The organism is Sanguibacter sp. TS_SC_8 (genome assembly GCF_055361235.1).
Window position 1 is genome coordinate 1,774,925 of sequence record NZ_CM143955.1, and the last position, 19,033, is coordinate 1,793,957.

Here is a 19,033-nt window from a genome sequence, read left to right on the forward strand (position 1 = left end):
ACCTTGTGAGCACGCTCCAGTCCAGTAACGGCGACCGGTCGGAATCGACGACACGGCACATCTTCGTGACCGGGGGTGTCGCCTCCTCCCTGGGTAAGGGATTGACGGCGTCCAGCCTCGGTCGTCTGCTTCGGTCCCGCGGTCTGCGGGTCACCATGCAGAAGCTCGATCCCTATCTCAACGTGGATCCGGGCACCATGAACCCCTTCCAGCACGGCGAGGTCTTCGTCACCGAGGACGGCACCGAGACGGACCTCGACATCGGTCACTACGAGCGATTCCTCGACGTCGATCTCGCAGCCGCCGCGAACGTCACCACCGGGCAGGTGTACTCCCAGGTCATCGCGAAGGAACGGCGCGGGGAGTACCTCGGGGACACCGTGCAGGTCATCCCGCACATCACCGACGAGATCAAGCGGCGGATGCGCGCCCAGGCGAGCGACGACGTCGACGTCATCATCACCGAGATCGGTGGCACCGTCGGTGACATCGAGTCCCAGCCCTTCCTCGAGGCCGCCCGCCAGGTCCGCCACGAGCTGGGTCGCGACGACGTCTTCTTCCTGCACGTCTCCCTGGTGCCCTACATCGGCCCGAGCGGGGAGCTCAAGACGAAGCCGACCCAGCACTCCGTCGCCGCCCTGCGCAGCATCGGCATCCAGCCCGACGCGATCGTCCTGCGCGCCGACCGCGACGTGCCGGAGTCCATCAAGCGCAAGATCGCGCTCATGTGCGACGTGGACAACGAGGCCGTCATCACCTGCAAGGACGCCCCGAGCATCTATGACATCCCCCGGGTGATCCACTCCGAGGGACTCGACGCCTACGTCGTGCGCCGCCTCGGTCTGCCCTCCCACGACGTGGACTGGGACGGCTGGTCCCAGCTCCTCGAGCGGGTGCACGAGCCCGAGCACCGCGTCGAGGTCGCCCTCGTCGGCAAGTACATCGACCTGCCCGACGCCTACCTCTCGGTCACCGAGGCGCTGCGCGCCGGCGGGTTCGCCAACGACGCCAAGGTCATCATCCGCTGGGTGCCCTCCGACGAGTGCCAGACCCCGGAGGGCGCCGAGGCGTCCCTCGGCGGCGTAGACGCCGTCCTGGTCCCCGGCGGCTTCGGGATCCGCGGCATCGAGGGCAAGCTCGGCGCGCTGCGCTGGGCCCGCGAGGGTGGGGTCCCCACCCTCGGCATCTGCCTCGGCCTGCAGTCCATGGTCATGGAGTACGCCCGCAACGTCGTCGGGCTGGAAGGGGCGTCCTCCTCGGAGTTCGACCCCAACACCAAGTACCCCGTCATCGCGACGATGGCCGAGCAGCAGAGCTTCGTCGACGGCGCCGGTGACCTCGGCGGCACGATGCGCCTCGGCGCCTACGACGCCGCGCTGGTCCCCGGGTCCGTCGCCGCGCAGGTCTACGGCGCCGAGCTGGTCTCCGAGCGGCACCGTCACCGCTACGAGGTGAACAACGCCTACCGGGCCCAGCTCGAGGAGGCGGGCCTGGTGTTCAGCGGAACGTCGCCGGACGGCTCGCTCGTCGAGTTCGTCGAGCTGCCTGCGGCCGTGCACCCGTACTACATCTCCACCCAGGCCCACCCGGAGTTCAAGTCCCGCCCGACCCGCGCGCACCCGCTGTTCGCCGGTCTGATCAAGGCCGCCCTGGACCGTCAGGGCGTGTGGGTGTGACGACCCCCGAGCAGGGCGCGGGGCCCGCCGCGGCGGGCCCGCGCTCCGTCGTCGTCGATGTCAGTGGCGCGCGCGCGGTGCTCAGCCACGACGTCGTCCACGCCGGTCGGATCTTCGACCTGGTGAGCGACGAGGTCGACCTCGGCCACGCGCGGGTGCGGCGCGAGTACATCGACCACCCGGGCGCGGTCGCCGTGATCTTGCTCGACGACGCCGACCGGGTGCTGCTGCTCAAGCAGTACCGGCACCCCGTCCGGCGCGAGCTGTGGGAGCCGCCGGCCGGGCTGCTCGACCTGCCCGACGAGTCGGCCCAGCTCGCCGCCGCCCGCGAGCTCGCCGAGGAAGCCGACCTCGTCGCCGCCACCTGGCACGTGCTCGTGGACTACTTCACGACGCCGGGTGGCAGCAACGAGGCGCTGCGGGTGTTCCTGGCCCGCGACGTCTCACCGGTGCCCGAGGCCGAGCGGCACGTCCGCGAGGACGAGGAGGCCGACATCAGCGCCCGGTGGGTGCCGCTCGACGAGGCCGTCACGGCCGTGCTGGCCGGCGACGTGCACAACCCCTCGGCCGTGGTCGGGCTGCTCGCTGCGGCCGCGTCGAAGGCCGGCGGCTGGGCCAGCCTGCGCCCGGCCGAGTCACCGTGGCCGGAGCGGCGCGGCTGATCGCACGCGGCTGATCGCACCCGGCATGGCACCATGGTCGCCATGCCTGTCGTCGAGTCGTCCGTCGTCGTCCCGCTCGAGCCCGCACTGGCCTTCGCCGTCTCCCAGACGACCGGGCCGGTCCGGCTGCGCTGGGACCCGTTCATCCGTCGTCAGTCCTTCCTCGACGGCGCGCTGGCCCCCGCGACGGGGGTGCGGACGCTCACCCAGCACCGCCTGGGCCTGACGATGGTCAGCCAGTACGTCTCCTACCGTCCACCCACGACGGTCGGGATGAAGATGGTCACCGGGCCGTGGTTCTTCTCGGTGCTGGCCGCGGGCTGGCGTTTTGAGCCGCACCCCGGAGGTGGGACGCGCGCGGTGTGGCGGTACAACTTCTCCTGCCGGCCCGCGTGGCTGGCCCCGCTCGCCGAGCGGATCGGCGTGATCGTGCTGCGCAGGGACATCGAGCGACGGATCGCCGGCTTCGCCCGCGGGTGCGCCGACCCGGTCGTGCTGGCCGCCGCGGCCGACGCCGTGGGCTGACAGACCGACCGACCGCCCGTCCTCCTCTCAGGCGAGAGGACCACGGGCGGCCGGCGGTGTGCTGGTGGTACGTGCTGGTCAGGTCATGCACCCAGCGGGTACAGCGGCGGTGCTCAGGAGCAGGTGGCGCCGTTGAGGGTGAAGCTGGTGGGGTGGGTGTTGGTGCCGTTGTGGTTGCCGTTGAAGCCGATCTCCACGGTCTGGCCGGCGCCGATGGTGCCGTTCCAGGACTGGTTGGTGATCGTCTGGGTGGCGCCGTTGGCGGAGTAGAGGGCTGACCATCCGTTGGTGATGACCTGGCCGGCGGGGAAGGCGAAGGCGAGGGACCAGCCGGTGATGGCGCTGGTGCCCGTGTTCGTGATCTTCACTGAGCCGGTGAAGCCGGTGTTCCAGTCGTTGGTCGAGTAGACGACCTTGCAGGAGCCGGCGGGGGTGACGGGGTTGGCCTGGGTGGTGGCTGTGGCCGGGACGGAGGCTGCGGAGATGTTGCCGGCTGCGTCCTTGGCCCGGACGGTGAAGGTGTAGCTGGTGTCAGCGGCCAGGCCGGTAGCGGTGTAGCTGGTGCCTGTGGAGGACCCGATCTTGGTGGTGCCCTGGTAGATGTCGTAGCCGGTGACGGCGACGTTGTCGGTCGAGGCGGTCCAGGTGAGCGGCACGGTCGAGGTGGTCGTGGTGCCCGCCAGGAGGTTCGTGGGAACCGAGGGAGCGGTGGTGTCGACCACGACGGCGGTCTGGGTGGTGGCGGTCGCCGCGGCCGAGGCTGCGGAGACGTTGCCGGCCGTGTCCTTGGCCCGGACGGTGAAGGTGTAGCTGGTGTCAGCGGCCAGGCCGGTCGCGGTGTAGCTGGTGCCTGTGGAGGACCCGATCTTGGTGGTGCCGGAGTAGATGTCGTAGCCGGTGACGGCGACGTTGTCGGTCGAGGCGGTCCAGGTGAGCGGCACGGTCGAGGTGGTCGTGGTGCCCGCCAGGAGGTTCGTGGGAACCGAGGGAGCGACGGTGTCCTCGACCGGTGTCGTCTCGTTGAAGAGACGGTCATAGTCGGCGAGGGCCGTGGCCACCGCCGTCTGGGCCCAGAAGCGGTGGTAGTTGAACTCGGGAGCCGCTCCGCCGTCGAGGTAGGCCTGGACCTTGGGCCAGTCCTTGTCCTGGGTGTACCAGCTGCGGATGTCCAGGAAGCTCTTGCCCGAGGAGATCGCGTCGCCGTTCGGCATCGTGCCCGTCCACCCGGCGGGGACGTACACACCGTTCCCGGACGGTGACGTCTGGACGTCGTCGAAGCGTGCGTAGTCCGTGCGCACCTCGGTCGTGGAGACACCCAGGTCGTCCTGGTCGTAGGCCCACATCGAGTCGAGCAGGTTCTTGGCGGTCGTCTGGGCGGCACTGTCGCCCGACTTCGCCGCGTAGTACATCAGGGTGCGCGACAGGCCACCGGCGACGCCGACGTCCTGCCCGGAGTCCTTGACGCTCACGTGCAGACCGGAGTTCGCCGTCGGGGACGCGGGGTCCCAGGTGTTGGGCTGGCCGGTCCAGATGAGCGTGGACGGCACAGACCAGTTCTCACCCGTGGCGTTCGTGTTCGCGATCGCCCACGGGACCCACTTGTCGAGGATGGCCTTGGCCTGGAGGTTGCCGGTCTGGTTGTACAGCTGCGCGACTCGCTCCATGCCCCAGACCTGCATGCCGAACCACTGGTTGCTCGAGGGGTCCGTGTAGACAGGTGCCTCGGTGTAGCCCATGCCGTAGAAGGTCGAGGTGCCGGCCGGGGGAGTGCCGTAGGCACCGTCCCAGCTGTTCGTGGCTCCGCCGGCGATGCCACCTTCAGCCGACTGCAGCCAGGAGTAGAACTCGAGCTGACGCTGCATGCTCGTGGACCAGTCGGCCGTGGCGGTGGCCGACTCCGGCTCCAAGGCCGGGTCGTTGGCCAGCGCGTAGGCCGCCATCGGGTTCTGGTAGCCGAAGTGGTTGTGGCTCGAGCCGATCCGCCACGCCCAGCTGTTGCTCGTGTCGTTCGAACCGCCCCAGGCGAAGTACCAGGACAGCAGGTAGTTGGCGCTCGACTTGCCCGTCCCGGGGGCGCAGCTCGTCGAGGTGCAGCCGGCCGTCTTGAAGTACTTGTCGAAGAGGGAGTACCGCAGGTAGTCGCCCATCTTGGAGGCCTTGGCGACCGAGCCTGCGACCTGGGTGCCCTGGCCCTGGCCGGTGGCCCACTGGTTGGCCCAGTACGCGGACTCGACCGCGCGGGCATCGGCGTCCGGTGCTGCGGTGTACTTCCACTGCTTGGTGTAGGACGCGTCCTTGGTGAACAGGTCGAGGTAGCCGTTCTTCCCACCGAAGGAGAAGTCGTCGCAGGACGGCTGCGGGACGGTCTCCCACACCGACTCCTGCGTGCCGCGCTGGAAGGTGTTGATGTAGGAGGTACCCGTCGCTGCCGGGCCGAGCTCGCACCCGGCCCCGGGAGTGACGCCGAACCCGTACTTGTTGTCGACGTCGGCCAGCCAGTGCATGGAGTAGACGTCGGAGGTGCCGTAGGTGCTCTTGAGCTCTGCGGCGATAGGGTCCACGCCGACCCGGACACCGGTGTCGAGCTGGGAGGGGTAGAGGTTCGGGGTGGCGTGCTCGGCGGCATAGGTCGCCGGGCTGTTCGCGTTGTACGCCCCTGCCGTGGGCTGGTCGGCGCTGGTCGGGATCATGTACTTCTCGATCGTGGTCCAGGCCGCGTTGTACGGAGCCCAGTCACCGGTTGCCTCGCCGTAGGACGCCTCGAGCCACAGCCAGAAGCTGTACGCCTCGGAGGTGGTCTCGTGGCCGTAGTCCGGCGCCTCGACGATGAGGGTCTCGACCGAGTGGTAGGGGATGCCCTGCGGGCTGAAGTAGCCGTTGGCCGGGTCGTGGATCTTGTTGTACATCGTCAGGAAGCGCTGCGTGTACTCCCCGACCGGCTCGACGGCCGTCGATGCGGGGGCGGCGTAGAAGCTGCTCCCGGCTGCGGAGGTGGACGCGGGCGCCGCGGCGAGCGCCGGCTGGATGCCGGCAAGTGCGACGAACGACGTCGCGCCCATGGCGGCTACTGCCGCCCAGGACGTGCGTCGTCGGGTCAGTCTGAACATCGTGATACCTCTCTCGGTGGAGGGCGCGCATCAGACGACAAGCACACGACGACGGTGTGGGAGCGCTCCTACAGGGAAGCCCTGCCGAGTGTCCGTCCCGCCGACCCGCATGCTGGCCGAAGGCCTGATGGTGTGACCGAGACCCCGCCGGGCTGCACTGCTCGGGTCGGGCGTCCCGTGCGCCGCACGAGCACACGCAAGCACCCTGGCACTCTCGCGGCGCGAGGCGAAGGACTTAACCGTTTCGGGCGACAAACTCGCGCGCGACCGGACGGCGACCGGACGTCCCGGTCGGTGCCGTCGTCAGCTGCGGACGGGCTCCGGGGAGACCGTCGTCAGGTCGCCGCGGGTCCGCAGGGCGAGCGGCACCCGTGCCGCCCCGGCCGTCAGAGCCGCGGCGCCGAGCATGTGCAGGCCGACGAGGATTTCGGGCAGCCCGGTGAAGTACTGGACGTAACCGATCGCTCCCTGGGCCAGGGTGATCACGGCCAGCAGGGCGATCACCCGGCGGGCCCGGGTCAGCGCGGGGCGGGTCCGCCAGACGAGGACAGCCAGCAGGACGAGCAGCGCGACGAACACCCACACGGACACCGCGTGGTACCTCGTCACCTGCGCCGGGTCGAGGGCGAAGCGGTAGCCCACCTCGGAGTCGCCTGAGTGCGGGCCGGACCCAGTCACCACGACCCCGAGCACGAGCACCGGGACGAGGGCGATCTCGAGCAGCCACGTGACCGTGCGGGTGCGCGGCGTCACGAGCGAGACGGGCGGAGCGTCGCCCTCTGCGGAGCGGTCGAGCAGCACCGCCGAGGCGGCCACGAGCGCCATCGAGATGAGCAGGTGCCCCCCGACGATCGCCGGGTGCAGGTCGACGAGGACCGTGATCCCGCCGATGACCGCCTGGGCGATCACCCCGACCAGGGGCGCCAGGCCGAGCAGCCGGTAGGACAAGGACCGCGAGACGGTGGTCCAGACCAGGACGGCGACGACGATCGCGATCACTCCGAGCACGCCCGTGAGGGTCCGGTTCCCGAACTCGATGAAGGGGTGGATCGTGGACGCGTCGTGCAGCGAGGGGGTGAACTCCCCGGGCTCGCACATCGGCCACGTGGAGCAGCCCAGGCCCGAGCCGGTCAGCCGCACCGCGCCGCCGGTCACGACGATGGCGATCTGGGCGACGAGGTTGGCGATGACCGCCGGTCGGGTCCATCGCCGCTGGATCGCCGCAAGAGAGGTGGGGGACGTGCGGTGCGGCGTCGTTGAGGTGCTCACTCAATCACCGTAGCGGTCCTGGGCCGGGTGAACCGCCCACGCGAGCTGTGAGATGCACCCGGGAGGGTGCGGGACGGCGTCGGGCAGGCGCGGGGTATGGCACGGAACAAGCTCAGTGCCACTTGAAGAGCTTGCCGGCCCCCCAGCCCAGGGCGGCCGTCCAGGCCAGCAGGACGACCAGGGAGAACGCCGGGATGCTCGCGTCGAAGAAGGCGCCGCGCATGGCCTCCCCGAGAGCGCCGGAGGGCAGCAGCAGCGCCACGTGCCGCAGGGCGTCGGGCAGCTGCTCGGCGGGGGTCAGGACCGCCCCCAGCACGGTGAGCAGCACGAGGACGATGTTCGCGACGGCGAGCACCCCCTCCGCGCGCAGCGTCCCGGCGAGCAGCATGGCCAGCGACGTGAACGCAGCCGTGCCGAGCAGCACCGCCAGGATCGCCAGCGGGATCCCGGCGGCGTCCGGGCGCCACCCGAGCGCGAGGGCCACGGTCGAGATCACCACGACCTGGACCGCCTCGACGACCAGCACCCCGATGATCTTCGAGGTGAGGAGGCCGCCGCGGCCCAACGGCGTCGTGGCCATCAGCCGCAGGACGCCGTTGCGCCGGTCGAAGGCCGTCGCGATGGCCTGGGAGGTGAAGGCGGCGCTCATCACGGCGAGAGCGATGATGCCCGGGGTGACGAAGTCGATCCGGGAGTGCCCGCCGGTGTCGAGGTCGATGATGGACGTCTGGGACAGGCCCACCAGCGCCATGACCGGCAGCAGGATCGTGACCATGAGCTGCTCGCCGTTGCGCAGGATCATCTTCGCCTCGAAGGTGGCCTGCGCGAGGATCCGACGCCGGGGTGAGGCTGCACCGGCGGTGCTGGGCCCCGGGACGGGGAGCTGGCCGGGCCGGCTGCTGGGCACGCTGGGCATGCTGGGCATGGTGGGCGAGGTCATCGCAGGCTCCGTCCGGTGAGGTCGAGGAAGACGTCCTCGAGGTTGCGCCGGCCTGTGGAGAGCCGGGTGAGGAACACGTCGCGGTCCGCGCACCACCGGGTGAGCGTGGCCAGCGTCGCCGGTGCGACCGCTCCGCCGACCGCGTAGCACCCGGGGGTGGCCTCGTGCACCGCTGCGCCGAGGGCCGCGGCCAGGGACGCCGTCTCCAGGCCCGGGGTGGCCCAGAAGGTGAGCGAGGCCTGCCCGCCGGAGGCGACCAGCTCGGACGGGGAGCCCTGTGCGATGACCTTGCCGTGGTCGACGACGATCACCTGGTCGGCGAGGTCCTCGGCCTCGTCCATGAGGTGGGTGGTGAGGACGACGGACACCCCCTCGGCGCGCAGCGCCCGGATGAGCTCCCACACCGCGAGCCGACCCTGCGGGTCCAGGCCCGCGCTGGGCTCGTCGAGGAACACCAGCTCGGGGCGGCCCACCAGCGCGGCAGCGAGGGCCAGGCGCTGACGCTGCCCGCCCGAGAGGCGCCGGACCGTGGTCCCGGCGAAGCTGGCCAGGCCCAGACGCTCGACGAGGTCGCTCACGTCCCAGGGGTCGGCGTACATCGCGGAGACGTGCGTGAGCATCTCGAGGGCTCGCACCGAGGTGGGCAGCCCGCCGTCCTGCAGCATGACCCCCACCCGGGGTCGCAGCCGGGCGCCCTCGGTGCGCGGGTCGAGGCCGAGGACCCGGACCGAGCCGGCGTCGGGCACGCGCAGCCCTTCGCAGCACTCGATCGTCGTCGTCTTGCCGGCGCCGTTGGGGCCGAGCACCGCGGTGACCTGCCCCCGCTGCGCGACGAGGTCGAGGCTTCGGACGATCTCGCGACCGTCGTAGCTCTTGATGAGGCCCGAGATCTCCACGGCGGGGGTGTTGGAAGGCACGATCGGTCAGTCTAGTGCGCATCCGGGCGGGAGATCGAAGCCGCTCCGGGCACCCGGAGGTGTCCAACGTCACCGCGGGATCTCGCCGAAGTGAGGGTTTCCTTCCTTGCGGGAATGCAATTAAGCCATAAGGATGTTGCCTAATGTGTCATCAGTGGTGCGAGTGGACGGGAGGTGCGGTGTGAGCGAGGCGATGCGCGTCCCCCCACCTGAGCGTCATGAGCGTCTCGACGGCGCCGACTCCGAGTCCACCACCCGCGCGCGGGTGCTCCAGCACATCACCACGGACGGACCGGTCACCGCCGCGACGCTGGCCGCGACCCTCCACCTCACCGCTGCCGGCATCCGGCGCCACATCGGCTGCCTCGAGGAGTCCGGTCTCGTCGCGGTGCACGTGGGCCGCCCGACCGGGGCGCGCGGCCGCCCGGCACGTGCCTACGTCGTCACCGATCGCGCGCACACGGAAGGCACGGGGGAGTACCCCGACATCGCGACGCAGGCCCTGCACTTCCTGGCCAGCGTGGCCGGCGACGCCGCGATCGAGGACTTCGCGCAGCGCCGGATGGAAGACCTCGAGAAGCGCTACGCCCCGCAGATCACCGCCCCCGACGTCGAGGGTCGGGTGCAGCAGCTCGCCGACGCCCTCTCCGCCGACGGCTTCGCGGCCAGCGTGCGTCCGGTCCGCGGTGCCGTGACCGTCCAGCTGTGCCAGGGGCACTGCCCGGTTCAGCACGTCGCCGCGCAGTTCCCGGCGCTGTGCGACGCCGAGGCGCAGGCCTTCTCCCGACTTCTCGGCTCGCACACCCAACGACTTGTGACGCTCGCGAACGGGGGGCACGTGTGCACGACCACGATCCCCGTCGCGTCGTCGCCGCCCCCAGCAGTGCCCCGCAGTGCCAGTGAACGCCCGTGAACGAACGGTCCGTGGAAGGAACACAATGAGCGCCCAGACGCAAGAGACGGCAAGCCTGCCGGAGAAGCAGAGCGATGAGGAGATCATCGACTCGATCGGCTCCTACAGCTACGGCTGGCACGACAGCGACGCCGCTGGCAGGCTCGCACGGCGTGGTGTGGACGAGTCCGTCGTCCGCAACATCTCCGCGCTCAAGAACGAGCCCGAGTGGATGCTCAAGCTCCGCCTGAAGTCTTTCAAGCTGTTCGAGAAGAAGCCCATGCCGAACTGGGGTGCCGACCTCTCCGGCATCAACTTCGACAACATCAAGTACTTCGTCCGCTCGACGGAGAAGCAGGCCACGAGCTGGGAAGACCTCCCCGACGACATCAAGAACACCTACGACCGGCTGGGTATCCCCGAGGCGGAGAAGCAGCGTCTCGTCGCCGGTGTCGCCGCGCAGTACGAGTCCGAGGTCGTCTACCACCAGATCCGTGAGGACCTGGAGGAGCAGGGTGTCATCTTCGTCGACACCGACACCGGGCTGCGCGAGTACCCCGAGATCTTCGAGCAGTACTTCGGATCGGTCATCCCCGCCGGAGACAACAAGTTCGCCGCGCTGAACACGGCCGTCTGGTCCGGTGGCTCCTTCGTCTACGTCCCCCCGGGCGTGCACGTGGACATCCCGCTCCAGGCCTACTTCCGGATCAACACCGAGAACATGGGCCAGTTCGAGCGCACCCTGATCATCGCGGACGAGGGCTCGTACGTGCACTACGTCGAGGGCTGCACCGCGCCGATCTACACCTCCGACTCGCTGCACTCCGCGGTCGTGGAGATCATCGTCAAGAAGAACGCGCGCGTCCGGTACACGACCATCCAGAACTGGTCGAACAACGTGTACAACCTCGTCACCAAGCGTGCCACGGCCGCTGAGGGCGCGACGATGGAGTGGGTCGACGGCAACATCGGCTCCAAGGTCACGATGAAGTACCCGGCGATCTACCTCATGGGCGAGCACGCCCGGGGCGAGACCCTGTCCATCGCCTTCGCCGGCGAGGGTCAGCACCAGGACGCGGGCGCCAAGATGGTGCACGCGGCCCCGCACACGTCGTCGTCCATCGTGAGCAAGTCGGTCGCGCGCGGCGGTGGGCGCACGTCCTACCGCGGGCTGGTGCAGGTGCTCGAGGGTGCCGAGCACTCCGCCTCCAACGTGCTCTGCGACGCGCTCCTCGTCGACCAGATCTCCCGCTCAGACACCTACCCCTACGTCGACGTCCGCGAGGACGACGTCTCCATGGGCCACGAAGCGACCGTGTCGCGTGTCAGCGAGGACCAGCTGTTCTACCTCATGTCCCGAGGCATGAAAGAGACCGAGGCCATGGCCATGATCGTGCGCGGGTTCGTCGAGCCCATCGCGCGCGAGCTGCCCATGGAGTACGCCCTCGAGCTCAACCGCCTCATCGAGCTGCAGATGGAAGGGTCCGTCGGCTGATGACCAGCACACAGACAGAGTCCACCACGTCCGACGCCACCGACGGCCTGCGCACGGACCACACCCGTGCCGTGACCGAGGGCGCACACACCCACGGGACCGGGGGCACACCGCAGGGATCCCGCGCCGAGCGCGTGACCTCCTTCGACCCCGACGTCATCGTCGTGCCCTCCGGGCGCGAGGAAGAGTGGCGCTTCTCCCCGGTCCCGCGGCTCGCCCCGCTCTTCGCCACCGACCTCGCCTCCTCCGGGGTGCGCACGACCGTGGTCGAGGCCCCCGAGGTGAGCGTCGAGATCGTCAACCGCGACGACGCACGCCTGGGCAAGGCCGGCGTCCCCGGTGACCGCACCGCGGTCGCCGCGTGGACCTCGATCAAGGAAGCCACGGTCATCACCGTGCCGGCCCAGGCCGTCGCCTCGGCCGTGACGTCCATCCGCGTCGAGGGGATCAACGACACCCCGACCGCCAGCCACCTGCTCATCCACGCCGGTGCGCTGAGCGAGTCCGTCGTGCTGCTCGACCACCTCGGATCGGCGACCCTCACCGAGACCGTCGAGATCGTCGTGGACGACGGCGCGCACCTCACCCTGGTCAGCGTCCAGGACTGGACCACCGGGGCCGTGCACGCCAGCTCCCACCGCATCCGCCTGGGCCGCGACGCGAAGGTCAAGCACGTCGTGGTCACCCTCGGCGGCGACGTCGTCCGCCTCACCCCCGACGCCGTGTTCGCCGGCGAGGGCGGCGAGGTCGAGATGATCGGCCTGTACTTCGCCGACGCCGGTCAGCACCAGGAGCACCGCCTCTTCGTCGACCACGCGGTGCCGCGCTGCAAGTCCCGGGTGACCTACAAGGGTGCGCTGCAGGGCGAGGCCGCGCACACCGTGTGGGTCGGTGACGTCCTCATCCGCAAGGAAGCCGAAGGCACCGACACCTACGAGCTCAACCGCAACCTCGTGCTCTCCGACGGCGCCCGCGCCGACTCGGTCCCCAACCTCGAGATCGAGACCGGTCTCATCGAGGGTGCCGGGCACGCCAGCGCGACAGGTCGTTTCGACGACGAGCAGCTGTTCTACCTGCAGGCACGCGGGATCACCGAGGCCGAGGCACGGCGCCTCGTGGTGCGCGGCTTCTTCGCCGAGCTCATCCACGCGATCGGCGTGGAGTCGATCGAAGACCGGCTGCTCGCCTCGATCGAGGCCGAGCTGGCCAAGTCGATGGCCGTGATCGAGGGCACCGAACCGGTGACTGCATGAGCGCACAGCTCGCCTGCCTGACCGGCGACGTCCCCGTGGAGTCGGCACTGCGTGTCGAGCTCGAGGGGGCGCGCGGGACCGTCGAGGTCGCGGTCGTCCGCGACGCCGACGGTGAGCTGCACGCGATCTCGGACATCTGCTCCCACGGAGCGGTCTCGTTGTCCGAGGGCGAGGTGGAGGGGTGCTTCATCGAGTGCTGGCTCCACGGTTCGACCTTCGACCTCCGCACGGGCCAGCCGATGTCGTTGCCGGCGTCGCGCCCCGTGCCCGTCTACCCCCTGAGCGTCGACGGCGAGCGTGTGCTCGTCGACGTCGACTCACCCCTGACCTTTTCCTAGGAGACTGAGCATGTCCACACTTGAGATCCACGACCTGCACGTCAGCGTCGAGACCAAGGAAGGCCCCAAGCAGATCCTGCGCGGCGTCGACCTGACCATCAACTCGGGCCAGACCCACGCCATCATGGGCCCCAACGGCTCCGGCAAGTCGACCCTGGCCTACTCCCTGGCCGGTCACCCCAAGTACACCGTGACCTCCGGGACCGTCACCCTCGACGGCGAGGACGTGCTCGCGATGACCGTCGACGAGCGCGCCCGGGCCGGCCTCTTCCTGGCCATGCAGTACCCGGTCGAGGTCCCCGGCGTCTCCGTGACGAACTTCCTGCGGACCGCCAAGACCGCGATCGACGGCAAGGCCCCGGCGCTGCGCACCTGGGTCAAGGACGTCAAGGGAGCGATGGAGGCCCTGCGCATGGACACCTCCTTCGCCGACCGTTCGGTCAACGAGGGCTTCTCCGGTGGCGAGAAGAAGCGCCACGAGATCCTCCAGCTCGAGCTGCTCAAGCCGAAGTTCGCGATCCTCGACGAGACCGACTCCGGCCTCGACGTCGACGCGCTGCGGGTCGTCTCCGAGGGCGTCAACCGCGTCCGGGAGAACACCGACGCCGGCTTCCTGCTCATCACGCACTACACCCGGATCCTGCGCTACATCAAGCCGGACTTCGTCCACGTGTTCGTCGACGGCCGGATCGCCGAGGAGGGTGGCTCCGAGCTCGCCGACCGCCTCGAGGCCGAGGGCTACGACCGGTTCCTCACGACCACCACAGCCTGATCCGACCCCCCGGTGGTGGGCCACCCGGCCCACCACCACCAGAATCGAGGATCCATGACAGCCACCGACCAGGCCGCAACCGCGACCCGGCTCAGCGCAGCCGAGCTCGCCGCGGTCCGCGCCGACTTCCCGCTGCTCACCCGCACGCTGCGCGGCGGTCGGCAGCTGGTCTACCTCGACTCCGGGGCCACCTCCCAGAAGCCTGACCCGGTGCTCGACGCCGAGCAGGACTTCTACCTCCAGCGCAACGCCGCGGTCCACCGCGGGGCGCACCAGCTCGCCGAGGAAGCCACCGAGGCCTTCGAGGACGCGCGGGAGGCCGTCGCCGACTTCGTCGGAGCCGGCTCGGACGAGATCGTCTGGACGTCCAACGCGACGGCCGCGATCAACCTCGTCGCCTACGCGTTCTCCAACGCGACCGCCGGGCGCGGGGGAGCGGCGGCCCACCGGTTCGTGCTCGCCCCCGGTGACGAGATCGTCGTCACCGAGGCCGAGCACCACGCGAACCTCGTGCCGTGGCAGGAGCTCGCCGCCCGGACCGGTGCGGTCCTGCGCTGGCTCGAGGTCGACGACTCGGGGCGGATCCGTACCGACGCCGAGCACGTCGCCTCGGTGATCACCGACCGGACCCGCATCGTGGCCTTCACCCACGCCTCCAACGTGACCGGCGCGGTCACCCCGGTCGCCGGGCTCGTCGCCGCGGCGCACGCCGTCGGCGCGCTCGTCGTGCTCGACGCCTGCCAGAGCGTGCCCCACCTGCCGGTGGACCTGCACGAGCTGGGTGTGGACTTCGCGGCGTTCTCCGGCCACAAGATGCTCGGCCCCACCGGTGTCGGTGCGCTCTACGGGCGGCGTGAGCTGCTCGAGGCGATGCCGCCGGTGACCACGGGCGGGTCGATGGTCGAGGTCGTCACGATGACCGAGGCCACCTACGCGCCGCCGCCGCAGCGCTTCGAGGCCGGCACGCAGATGGTCGCCCAGGCGATCGGGATGGGCGCGGCCGCCCGGTACCTGGGCGACCTGGGCATGGACGCCGTCGCCGAGCACGAGCACGAGATCACCCTCGAGCTGCTCAAGATCGCCGACATCCCGGGCGTGCGCATCATCGGCCCGACCGATCCGAGCGACCGCCTCGCGGTCGTGTCCTTCGTCGTCGACGGCGTGCACTCCCACGACGTCGGCCAGGTGCTCGACGACGCGGGCATCGCCGTGCGGGTGGGCCACCACTGCGCGCAGCCCCTGCACCGCCGGTTCAAGGTCGCGGCCACGGCCCGCGCCTCGGCCTCGGTCTACACGACCGTCGAGGAGATCACGACCTTCCGGGAATCGTTGAGCACCGTCCGAGCGTTCTTCGGACTGACATGAGGAGGACATCGTGAGCACCTCGATGGAAGCGCTGTACCAGCAGGTCATCCTGGACCACTCCAAGCGCCCGCACGGGCGCGGTCTGGTGGAGGCCACCGGCCCGCTGGCCGGGGAGTCCCACCAGGTCAACCCGACCTGCGGGGACGAGGTGACGATGCGCGTGCAGTTCGCCCAGGACGCCGCGGGCCACAAGGTCATCGAACGGGTCAGCTGGGACGGCGACGGCTGCAGCATCTCCCAGGCGTCCCTGTCGGTCCTCACCGAGCTGGTCACCGGGCAGGACATCGCCACCGGTGAGCACCTCGGCGAAGCCTTCCGCAAGCTCATGCAGTCCCGAGGCAAGGGGCTGGACGAGGACCTCGAGGACGAGCTCGGGGACGCGACCGCGTTCACCGGGGTCTCCCAGTTCCCGGCCCGGATCAAGTGCGCCCTGCTCGGCTGGGCCGCGCTGCGCGACACCTTCGCGACCTCCGGGGTGCTCGAGGACCGCGTGCTCGACGCCCCCGCAACGCCCGCTCCACAGAACGTCACCCCCGGCAACCACGAGGAGAGAGACCGCCATGAGCAGTGACACCACGCACGAGAGTGCCCCCCAGGAGGCTCCCGCCGTGGCGCTCGCCCCTGCGGGCAGCCCACCCAACGTCGCCGACGTCGAAGAGGCTCTGCACGACGTGATTGACCCCGAGCTGGGGATCAACGTCGTCGACCTCGGTCTCATCTACGGCGTCATGCTCGACCAGAACAACCACGCCGTGATCGACATGACGCTCACCTCGGCGGCGTGCCCGCTGACCGACGTCATCGAGGACCAGACCGGCCAGGCTCTCGAGGGCATCGTCGACGGCTTCCGGATCAACTGGATCTGGATGCCGCCGTGGGGCCCGGAGAAGATCACCCAGGACGGCAAGGACCAGCTGCGGGCGCTCGGCTTCAACGTCTGAGCAGTCCCCGCACGAGCGTTCCAGCAGGACCCGGCACCCACGGTGCCGGGTCCTGCTGCGTCTGAACCCGTCCCGGTGCCCGCACCGCACGCCCCCGTTCCCGGCGCCCCCACCGCACGCCCCGTTCCCGGCGCCCGCACCAGACACCCCTCCTCCCGCTGAGTGCGGCGGAATGGCTGCCGGATGTCCGGTTTGGGCAGCCAGATGCCCGCACTCAGCGAGGGGGTGGGATCGAGGGGGGGCGCGGGAGCGGGGGCAGTGTGGGGGTGGGTCAGCTCGGGGGTGGGGTGGCGAAGGGGCAGCCGTGGCAGGCCAGGGCCCTGCGCCACAGGGGGCGCGGCTCGCATCCGGGGCAGGCAGCACCAGGTGGCCTCGACCCGGGCGCCGTCGACCCGAGGCCGGCCGGCCCGGTGGCCCGCGCGGGGCGCACCGCCCGTCCGGCCTCGACCCAGTGGTCGATGGCGGCGGCGGCCAGGTCGTCGGAGATCTGCAGACGTCGGGCCACGGTCGCGGCGTCGGCCCCGGCCTCGAGCTCGCGCAGGACCTCGGCGAGGATGCTCACGGCGCGCTCATGACGGCCGGCTCACAGCAGGCTGCCGAGCTGGAAGACGGCGACCGCGAGCACCCACGCGACCGCGAGCTGGACGAGCACGGCCACCGCCGTGGTCCGCCGCCCCAGCATCCGCGCCTGCTCGGCCACGGTCGCCAGGCACGGGGTGTAGGCGAGGATGAACACCATGAACGCCGCCGCGGCGGCCTGTCCGTGCCCGCCCGAGGAGCGGTCGAAGGTGTCCAGCAGGTTGTCCCCGAGCGCGCTCACGGTGGCTCCAGGTTCCGGCTCGGCGACGGCGTAGGACTGTGCCAGCCCGCCGATCACCACCTCCTTGGCGACGAACCCGGTCATGAGGGCCGACGTCGCGTGCCAGTCCCCGAACCCGGCCGGGGCGAACACGGGTGCCAGGGCCTGCGCGGTCGCGCCGTAGACGCTGTCCTGGACCGGGACGTCCGCCAGCGGGTGGTCGCCGTGCACCGGGACCGCGAGCAGCACCCACACCACGACGAGGGTGGCCACGATGATCGTGCCGGCTCCGGTGACGAAGCCCCAGGTGCGCACCCAGGCCGCACCGAGCAGGGAGCGCACCCGGGGCCGCTGGTAGGTCGGCAGCACGATGACCAGGGGGTCGGCCTGGACGTCGCGGAACAGGGTGGCCCGCGCCGCCAGGCCTCCGACCACCACGAGCGCGACGCTCGCCGCGTACATGACCAGCACGACGAGCGTCGCGTGGGCGGGGAAGAACACCGTCGCGAGCAGCACGAACACGGTGAGCCGGGCCGCGCAGGAGGTGTAGGGGATGAGCAGGCCGACGAGCAGGCGCTGGCGCCGGTCGGGGAGCGTCTTCGTCGCCGCCAGCGCCGGGACGTTGCAGCCGAAGCCGACGACGAGGGCCAGCACCGCCCGTCCGTCCAACCCGAGCCGGCGCATCGCCCGGTCGGTGATGAGCGCCACCCGAGCGAGATACCCGCTGTCGTCGAGGATCGCGATCGCCAGGAACATCAGCCCCATGAGCGGCGCGAAGGACACGACCGTGGCCACCCCGACGAGCAGCCCTCCGACGAGCAGGCTCTCGAGCCACCCGCCGCCCCATCCGGCCCAGCCCAGCCCGCTCTGGACCGCGGCCGCGACCGGACCACTGACCAGCGCGTCCCCCCACGCCATGAGGGGGGCCGCGACGGTGGTGGCGACGCTGAACAGGGCCCACAGCACGCCCAGCGCCACGAGCGACCCCCACACGGGGTGCAGCAGGAGACGGTCGAGGTGCTCGGTGAGGGGGACGGCGTGAGCCGCCGGAGAGTCTGTCGCGGGGGTGCCGGCGATCGTGGAGTCGGCTCCGGGCAGCGTGGTCTCGGCGATGACCTCCCGGACCCAGTCGAAGATCGTGTCGGCGTCCGCGGTGAGCGCCTCCTGCGACCATCCGGTCTCCGGGCCTGACGGCCCGACCAGGGGCCTCGGGTGGTCGAGGGCCCGGGCGACGGCGCGGTGCAGCGCGGGCACCCCGGACCCGGTGCGCGGGTTGATCTCGACCACGGGGACCGCCAGACGGCGCTCGAGCGCGGCGGGGTCGATCCCGGTGCCGCGGCTGCGGGCGACGTCGGCCAGGGTGAGCGCCACGACGACCGGCAGCCCGGTGCGGGCCACGTGCGCGGCGAGGTACAGCGACCGGGCGGGCTCGTGCGCGTCGACCAGCAGCACGATCGCGTCCGGTGCGCGGCCGTGGGTGCCGGCGACGGCGTCACGGGTGACCTGCTCGTCCGGTGAGCGGGGGACGAGCGAGTACGTCCCGGGAAGGTCGAGCAGCTGTGCCCGGGGCGCCCCGGGGCCACCCACCTGCCAGCTGCCGGCGGCAAGGTCGACGGTGGTGCCCGGCGCGTTGCGCACCGTCGCCCGGACACCGGTGAGCGCGGCGAACAGCGTGGACTTGCCGACGTTGGGGGTCCCCACCAGCGCCAGGAGCGCCTGCCCGCCGCCGACGACGCTGGTGCCCCCGACGCCGACGCCGCCACCAGTGCCGCAGCCCGCCGCGTCCACCCCGGGGGCGCGGCCCGGCCCGCAGTGCGGGCAGCTCATCCGCAGACCTGGGGTCCGGCGTCGGGCTCCACCTCGAGGGCTGCGCAGCTCACGTGGTCGAGGGCGATCCGGGTGGGCCCGAGGGCGAGCACCCGCCCGCCGAAACCCGCCCGCTGCGTCACCTGGAGCAGGCAGCCGACCCTCAGGCCGAGCTCCCGCATCCGCAGCGGGTCACCCACGCCGACGGCGGTGAGCCGCAACGAGACTCCGAACGGTGCCGCGGTCAGTCGCATACCTCAAGGCTAGGACAAAGGT

Annotated in this window: 18 protein-coding genes; 11 read left to right on the top strand and 7 right to left on the bottom strand. The window is 70.9% G+C overall.

From position 1 onward, the window contains the following. Positions 1-5: 5 nt before the first annotated feature. The 3 genes from ACWA15_RS08025 to ACWA15_RS08035 are packed head-to-tail and all read left to right on the top strand — an operon-like array spanning position 6 to position 2,863. Complete coding sequence (locus tag ACWA15_RS08025; RefSeq protein WP_464059453.1) at positions 6-1,676, top strand: CTP synthase; 1,671 nt, start codon at positions 6-8, stop codon at positions 1,674-1,676. Then, positions 1,673-2,338 (top strand): NUDIX domain-containing protein, encoded by a 666-nt coding sequence (locus ACWA15_RS08030; RefSeq protein ID WP_464059058.1) that lies wholly within the window; start codon positions 1,673-1,675, stop codon positions 2,336-2,338. Before ACWA15_RS08025 ends, ACWA15_RS08030 begins: the two co-directional genes overlap by 4 nt. A gap of 42 nt (positions 2,339-2,380) precedes the next feature. Then, complete coding sequence (locus tag ACWA15_RS08035) at positions 2,381-2,863, top strand: SRPBCC family protein (protein ID WP_464059059.1); 483 nt, start codon at positions 2,381-2,383, stop codon at positions 2,861-2,863. 113 nt (positions 2,864-2,976) lie between these two features. Here the strand turns inward: ACWA15_RS08035 and ACWA15_RS08040 are convergent, their stop codons facing one another. The 4 genes from ACWA15_RS08040 to ACWA15_RS08055 form a co-directional block, all read right to left on the bottom strand. Next, positions 2,977-5,970, bottom strand: a complete 2,994-nt coding sequence (locus tag ACWA15_RS08040; RefSeq protein WP_464059060.1) for a glycoside hydrolase family 48 protein — start codon at positions 5,968-5,970, stop codon at positions 2,977-2,979. A 303-nt stretch (positions 5,971-6,273) separates the two neighbouring features. Further along, the gene (locus ACWA15_RS08045) at positions 6,274-7,239 is read right to left on the bottom strand and encodes a COX15/CtaA family protein (RefSeq protein WP_464059061.1); all 966 of its coding nucleotides are present in this window, start codon (positions 7,237-7,239) and stop codon (positions 6,274-6,276) included. A gap of 112 nt (positions 7,240-7,351) precedes the next feature. Then, positions 7,352-8,179, bottom strand: a complete 828-nt coding sequence (locus tag ACWA15_RS08050; RefSeq protein ID WP_464059062.1) for an ABC transporter permease — start codon at positions 8,177-8,179, stop codon at positions 7,352-7,354. Beyond that, a complete protein-coding gene (locus ACWA15_RS08055) occupies positions 8,176-9,096 on the bottom strand; it encodes an ABC transporter ATP-binding protein (protein ID WP_464059063.1) in 921 nt (306 codons plus the stop codon). The genes ACWA15_RS08050 and ACWA15_RS08055 overlap by 4 nt, the downstream gene beginning before the upstream one ends. Positions 9,097-9,277: 181 nt before the next feature. Between ACWA15_RS08055 and ACWA15_RS08060 the strand changes: the two genes are divergently transcribed. Genes ACWA15_RS08060 through ACWA15_RS08095 form a run of 8 tightly spaced genes read left to right on the top strand, consistent with a single transcriptional unit; the run spans position 9,278 to position 16,152 of the window. Continuing rightward, positions 9,278-10,009 (top strand): helix-turn-helix transcriptional regulator, encoded by a 732-nt coding sequence (locus tag ACWA15_RS08060; protein WP_464059064.1) that lies wholly within the window; start codon positions 9,278-9,280, stop codon positions 10,007-10,009. A 25-nt stretch (positions 10,010-10,034) separates the two neighbouring features. Then, entirely contained in the window at positions 10,035-11,483 is a 1,449-nt protein-coding gene (sufB, locus tag ACWA15_RS08065) for a Fe-S cluster assembly protein SufB (protein WP_464059065.1), read from the top strand. Further along, positions 11,483-12,736, top strand: a complete 1,254-nt coding sequence (gene sufD, locus ACWA15_RS08070) for a Fe-S cluster assembly protein SufD (RefSeq protein ID WP_464059066.1) — start codon at positions 11,483-11,485, stop codon at positions 12,734-12,736. Before sufB ends, sufD begins: the two co-directional genes overlap by 1 nt. Beyond that, a complete protein-coding gene (locus tag ACWA15_RS08075; protein WP_464059067.1) occupies positions 12,733-13,074 on the top strand; it encodes a non-heme iron oxygenase ferredoxin subunit in 342 nt (113 codons plus the stop codon). The genes sufD and ACWA15_RS08075 overlap by 4 nt, the downstream gene beginning before the upstream one ends. Positions 13,075-13,084: 10 nt before the next feature. Continuing rightward, the gene (sufC, locus tag ACWA15_RS08080; RefSeq protein WP_464059068.1) at positions 13,085-13,846 is read left to right on the top strand and encodes a Fe-S cluster assembly ATPase SufC; all 762 of its coding nucleotides are present in this window, start codon (positions 13,085-13,087) and stop codon (positions 13,844-13,846) included. Positions 13,847-13,900: 54 nt separating this feature from the next. Then, positions 13,901-15,211, top strand: a complete 1,311-nt coding sequence (locus ACWA15_RS08085; RefSeq protein WP_464059069.1) for a cysteine desulfurase — start codon at positions 13,901-13,903, stop codon at positions 15,209-15,211. Positions 15,212-15,221: 10 nt separating this feature from the next. Then, the gene (sufU, locus tag ACWA15_RS08090) at positions 15,222-15,782 is read left to right on the top strand and encodes a Fe-S cluster assembly sulfur transfer protein SufU (RefSeq protein ID WP_464059070.1); all 561 of its coding nucleotides are present in this window, start codon (positions 15,222-15,224) and stop codon (positions 15,780-15,782) included. Then, positions 15,772-16,152 (top strand): metal-sulfur cluster assembly factor, encoded by a 381-nt coding sequence (locus ACWA15_RS08095; RefSeq protein ID WP_464059071.1) that lies wholly within the window; start codon positions 15,772-15,774, stop codon positions 16,150-16,152. Before sufU ends, ACWA15_RS08095 begins: the two co-directional genes overlap by 11 nt. A gap of 271 nt (positions 16,153-16,423) precedes the next feature. Here the strand turns inward: ACWA15_RS08095 and ACWA15_RS08100 are convergent, their stop codons facing one another. Genes ACWA15_RS08100 through ACWA15_RS08110 form a run of 3 tightly spaced genes read right to left on the bottom strand, consistent with a single transcriptional unit; the run spans position 16,424 to position 19,011 of the window. Continuing rightward, positions 16,424-16,714 carry a hypothetical protein gene (locus ACWA15_RS08100; RefSeq protein ID WP_464059073.1) on the bottom strand — a complete coding sequence of 97 codons (291 nt, stop codon included), beginning with the start codon at positions 16,712-16,714 and terminating at the stop codon, positions 16,424-16,426. A 21-nt stretch (positions 16,715-16,735) separates the two neighbouring features. Continuing rightward, positions 16,736-18,778 carry a ferrous iron transport protein B gene (feoB, locus tag ACWA15_RS08105; RefSeq protein WP_464059075.1) on the bottom strand — a complete coding sequence of 681 codons (2,043 nt, stop codon included), beginning with the start codon at positions 18,776-18,778 and terminating at the stop codon, positions 16,736-16,738. Continuing rightward, a complete protein-coding gene (locus ACWA15_RS08110; RefSeq protein ID WP_464059076.1) occupies positions 18,775-19,011 on the bottom strand; it encodes a FeoA family protein in 237 nt (78 codons plus the stop codon). Before ACWA15_RS08110 ends, feoB begins: the two co-directional genes overlap by 4 nt. Positions 19,012-19,033: the final 22 nt, after the last annotated feature.

Bases quoted from the DNA above. Each gene is read 5' to 3' on its own strand.
- sufB (WP_464059065.1), top strand. From the start codon at position 10,035: ATGAGCGCCCAGACGCAAGAGACGGCAAGCCTGCCGGAGAAGCAGAGC.
- ACWA15_RS08110 (WP_464059076.1), bottom strand. From the start codon at position 19,011: ATGCGACTGACCGCGGCACCGTTCGGAGTCTCGTTGCGGCTCACCGCC.
- ACWA15_RS08085 (WP_464059069.1), top strand. From the start codon at position 13,901: ATGACAGCCACCGACCAGGCCGCAACCGCGACCCGGCTCAGCGCAGCC.
- ACWA15_RS08095 (WP_464059071.1), top strand. From the start codon at position 15,772: ATGAGCAGTGACACCACGCACGAGAGTGCCCCCCAGGAGGCTCCCGCC.
- ACWA15_RS08050 (WP_464059062.1), bottom strand. From the start codon at position 8,179: ATGACCTCGCCCACCATGCCCAGCATGCCCAGCGTGCCCAGCAGCCGG.
- ACWA15_RS08035 (WP_464059059.1), top strand. From the start codon at position 2,381: ATGCCTGTCGTCGAGTCGTCCGTCGTCGTCCCGCTCGAGCCCGCACTG.
- sufD (WP_464059066.1), top strand. From the start codon at position 11,483: ATGACCAGCACACAGACAGAGTCCACCACGTCCGACGCCACCGACGGC.
- feoB (WP_464059075.1), bottom strand. From the start codon at position 18,778: ATGAGCTGCCCGCACTGCGGGCCGGGCCGCGCCCCCGGGGTGGACGCG.
- ACWA15_RS08075 (WP_464059067.1), top strand. From the start codon at position 12,733: ATGAGCGCACAGCTCGCCTGCCTGACCGGCGACGTCCCCGTGGAGTCG.
- ACWA15_RS08040 (WP_464059060.1), bottom strand. From the start codon at position 5,970: ATGTTCAGACTGACCCGACGACGCACGTCCTGGGCGGCAGTAGCCGCC.
- sufC (WP_464059068.1), top strand. From the start codon at position 13,085: ATGTCCACACTTGAGATCCACGACCTGCACGTCAGCGTCGAGACCAAG.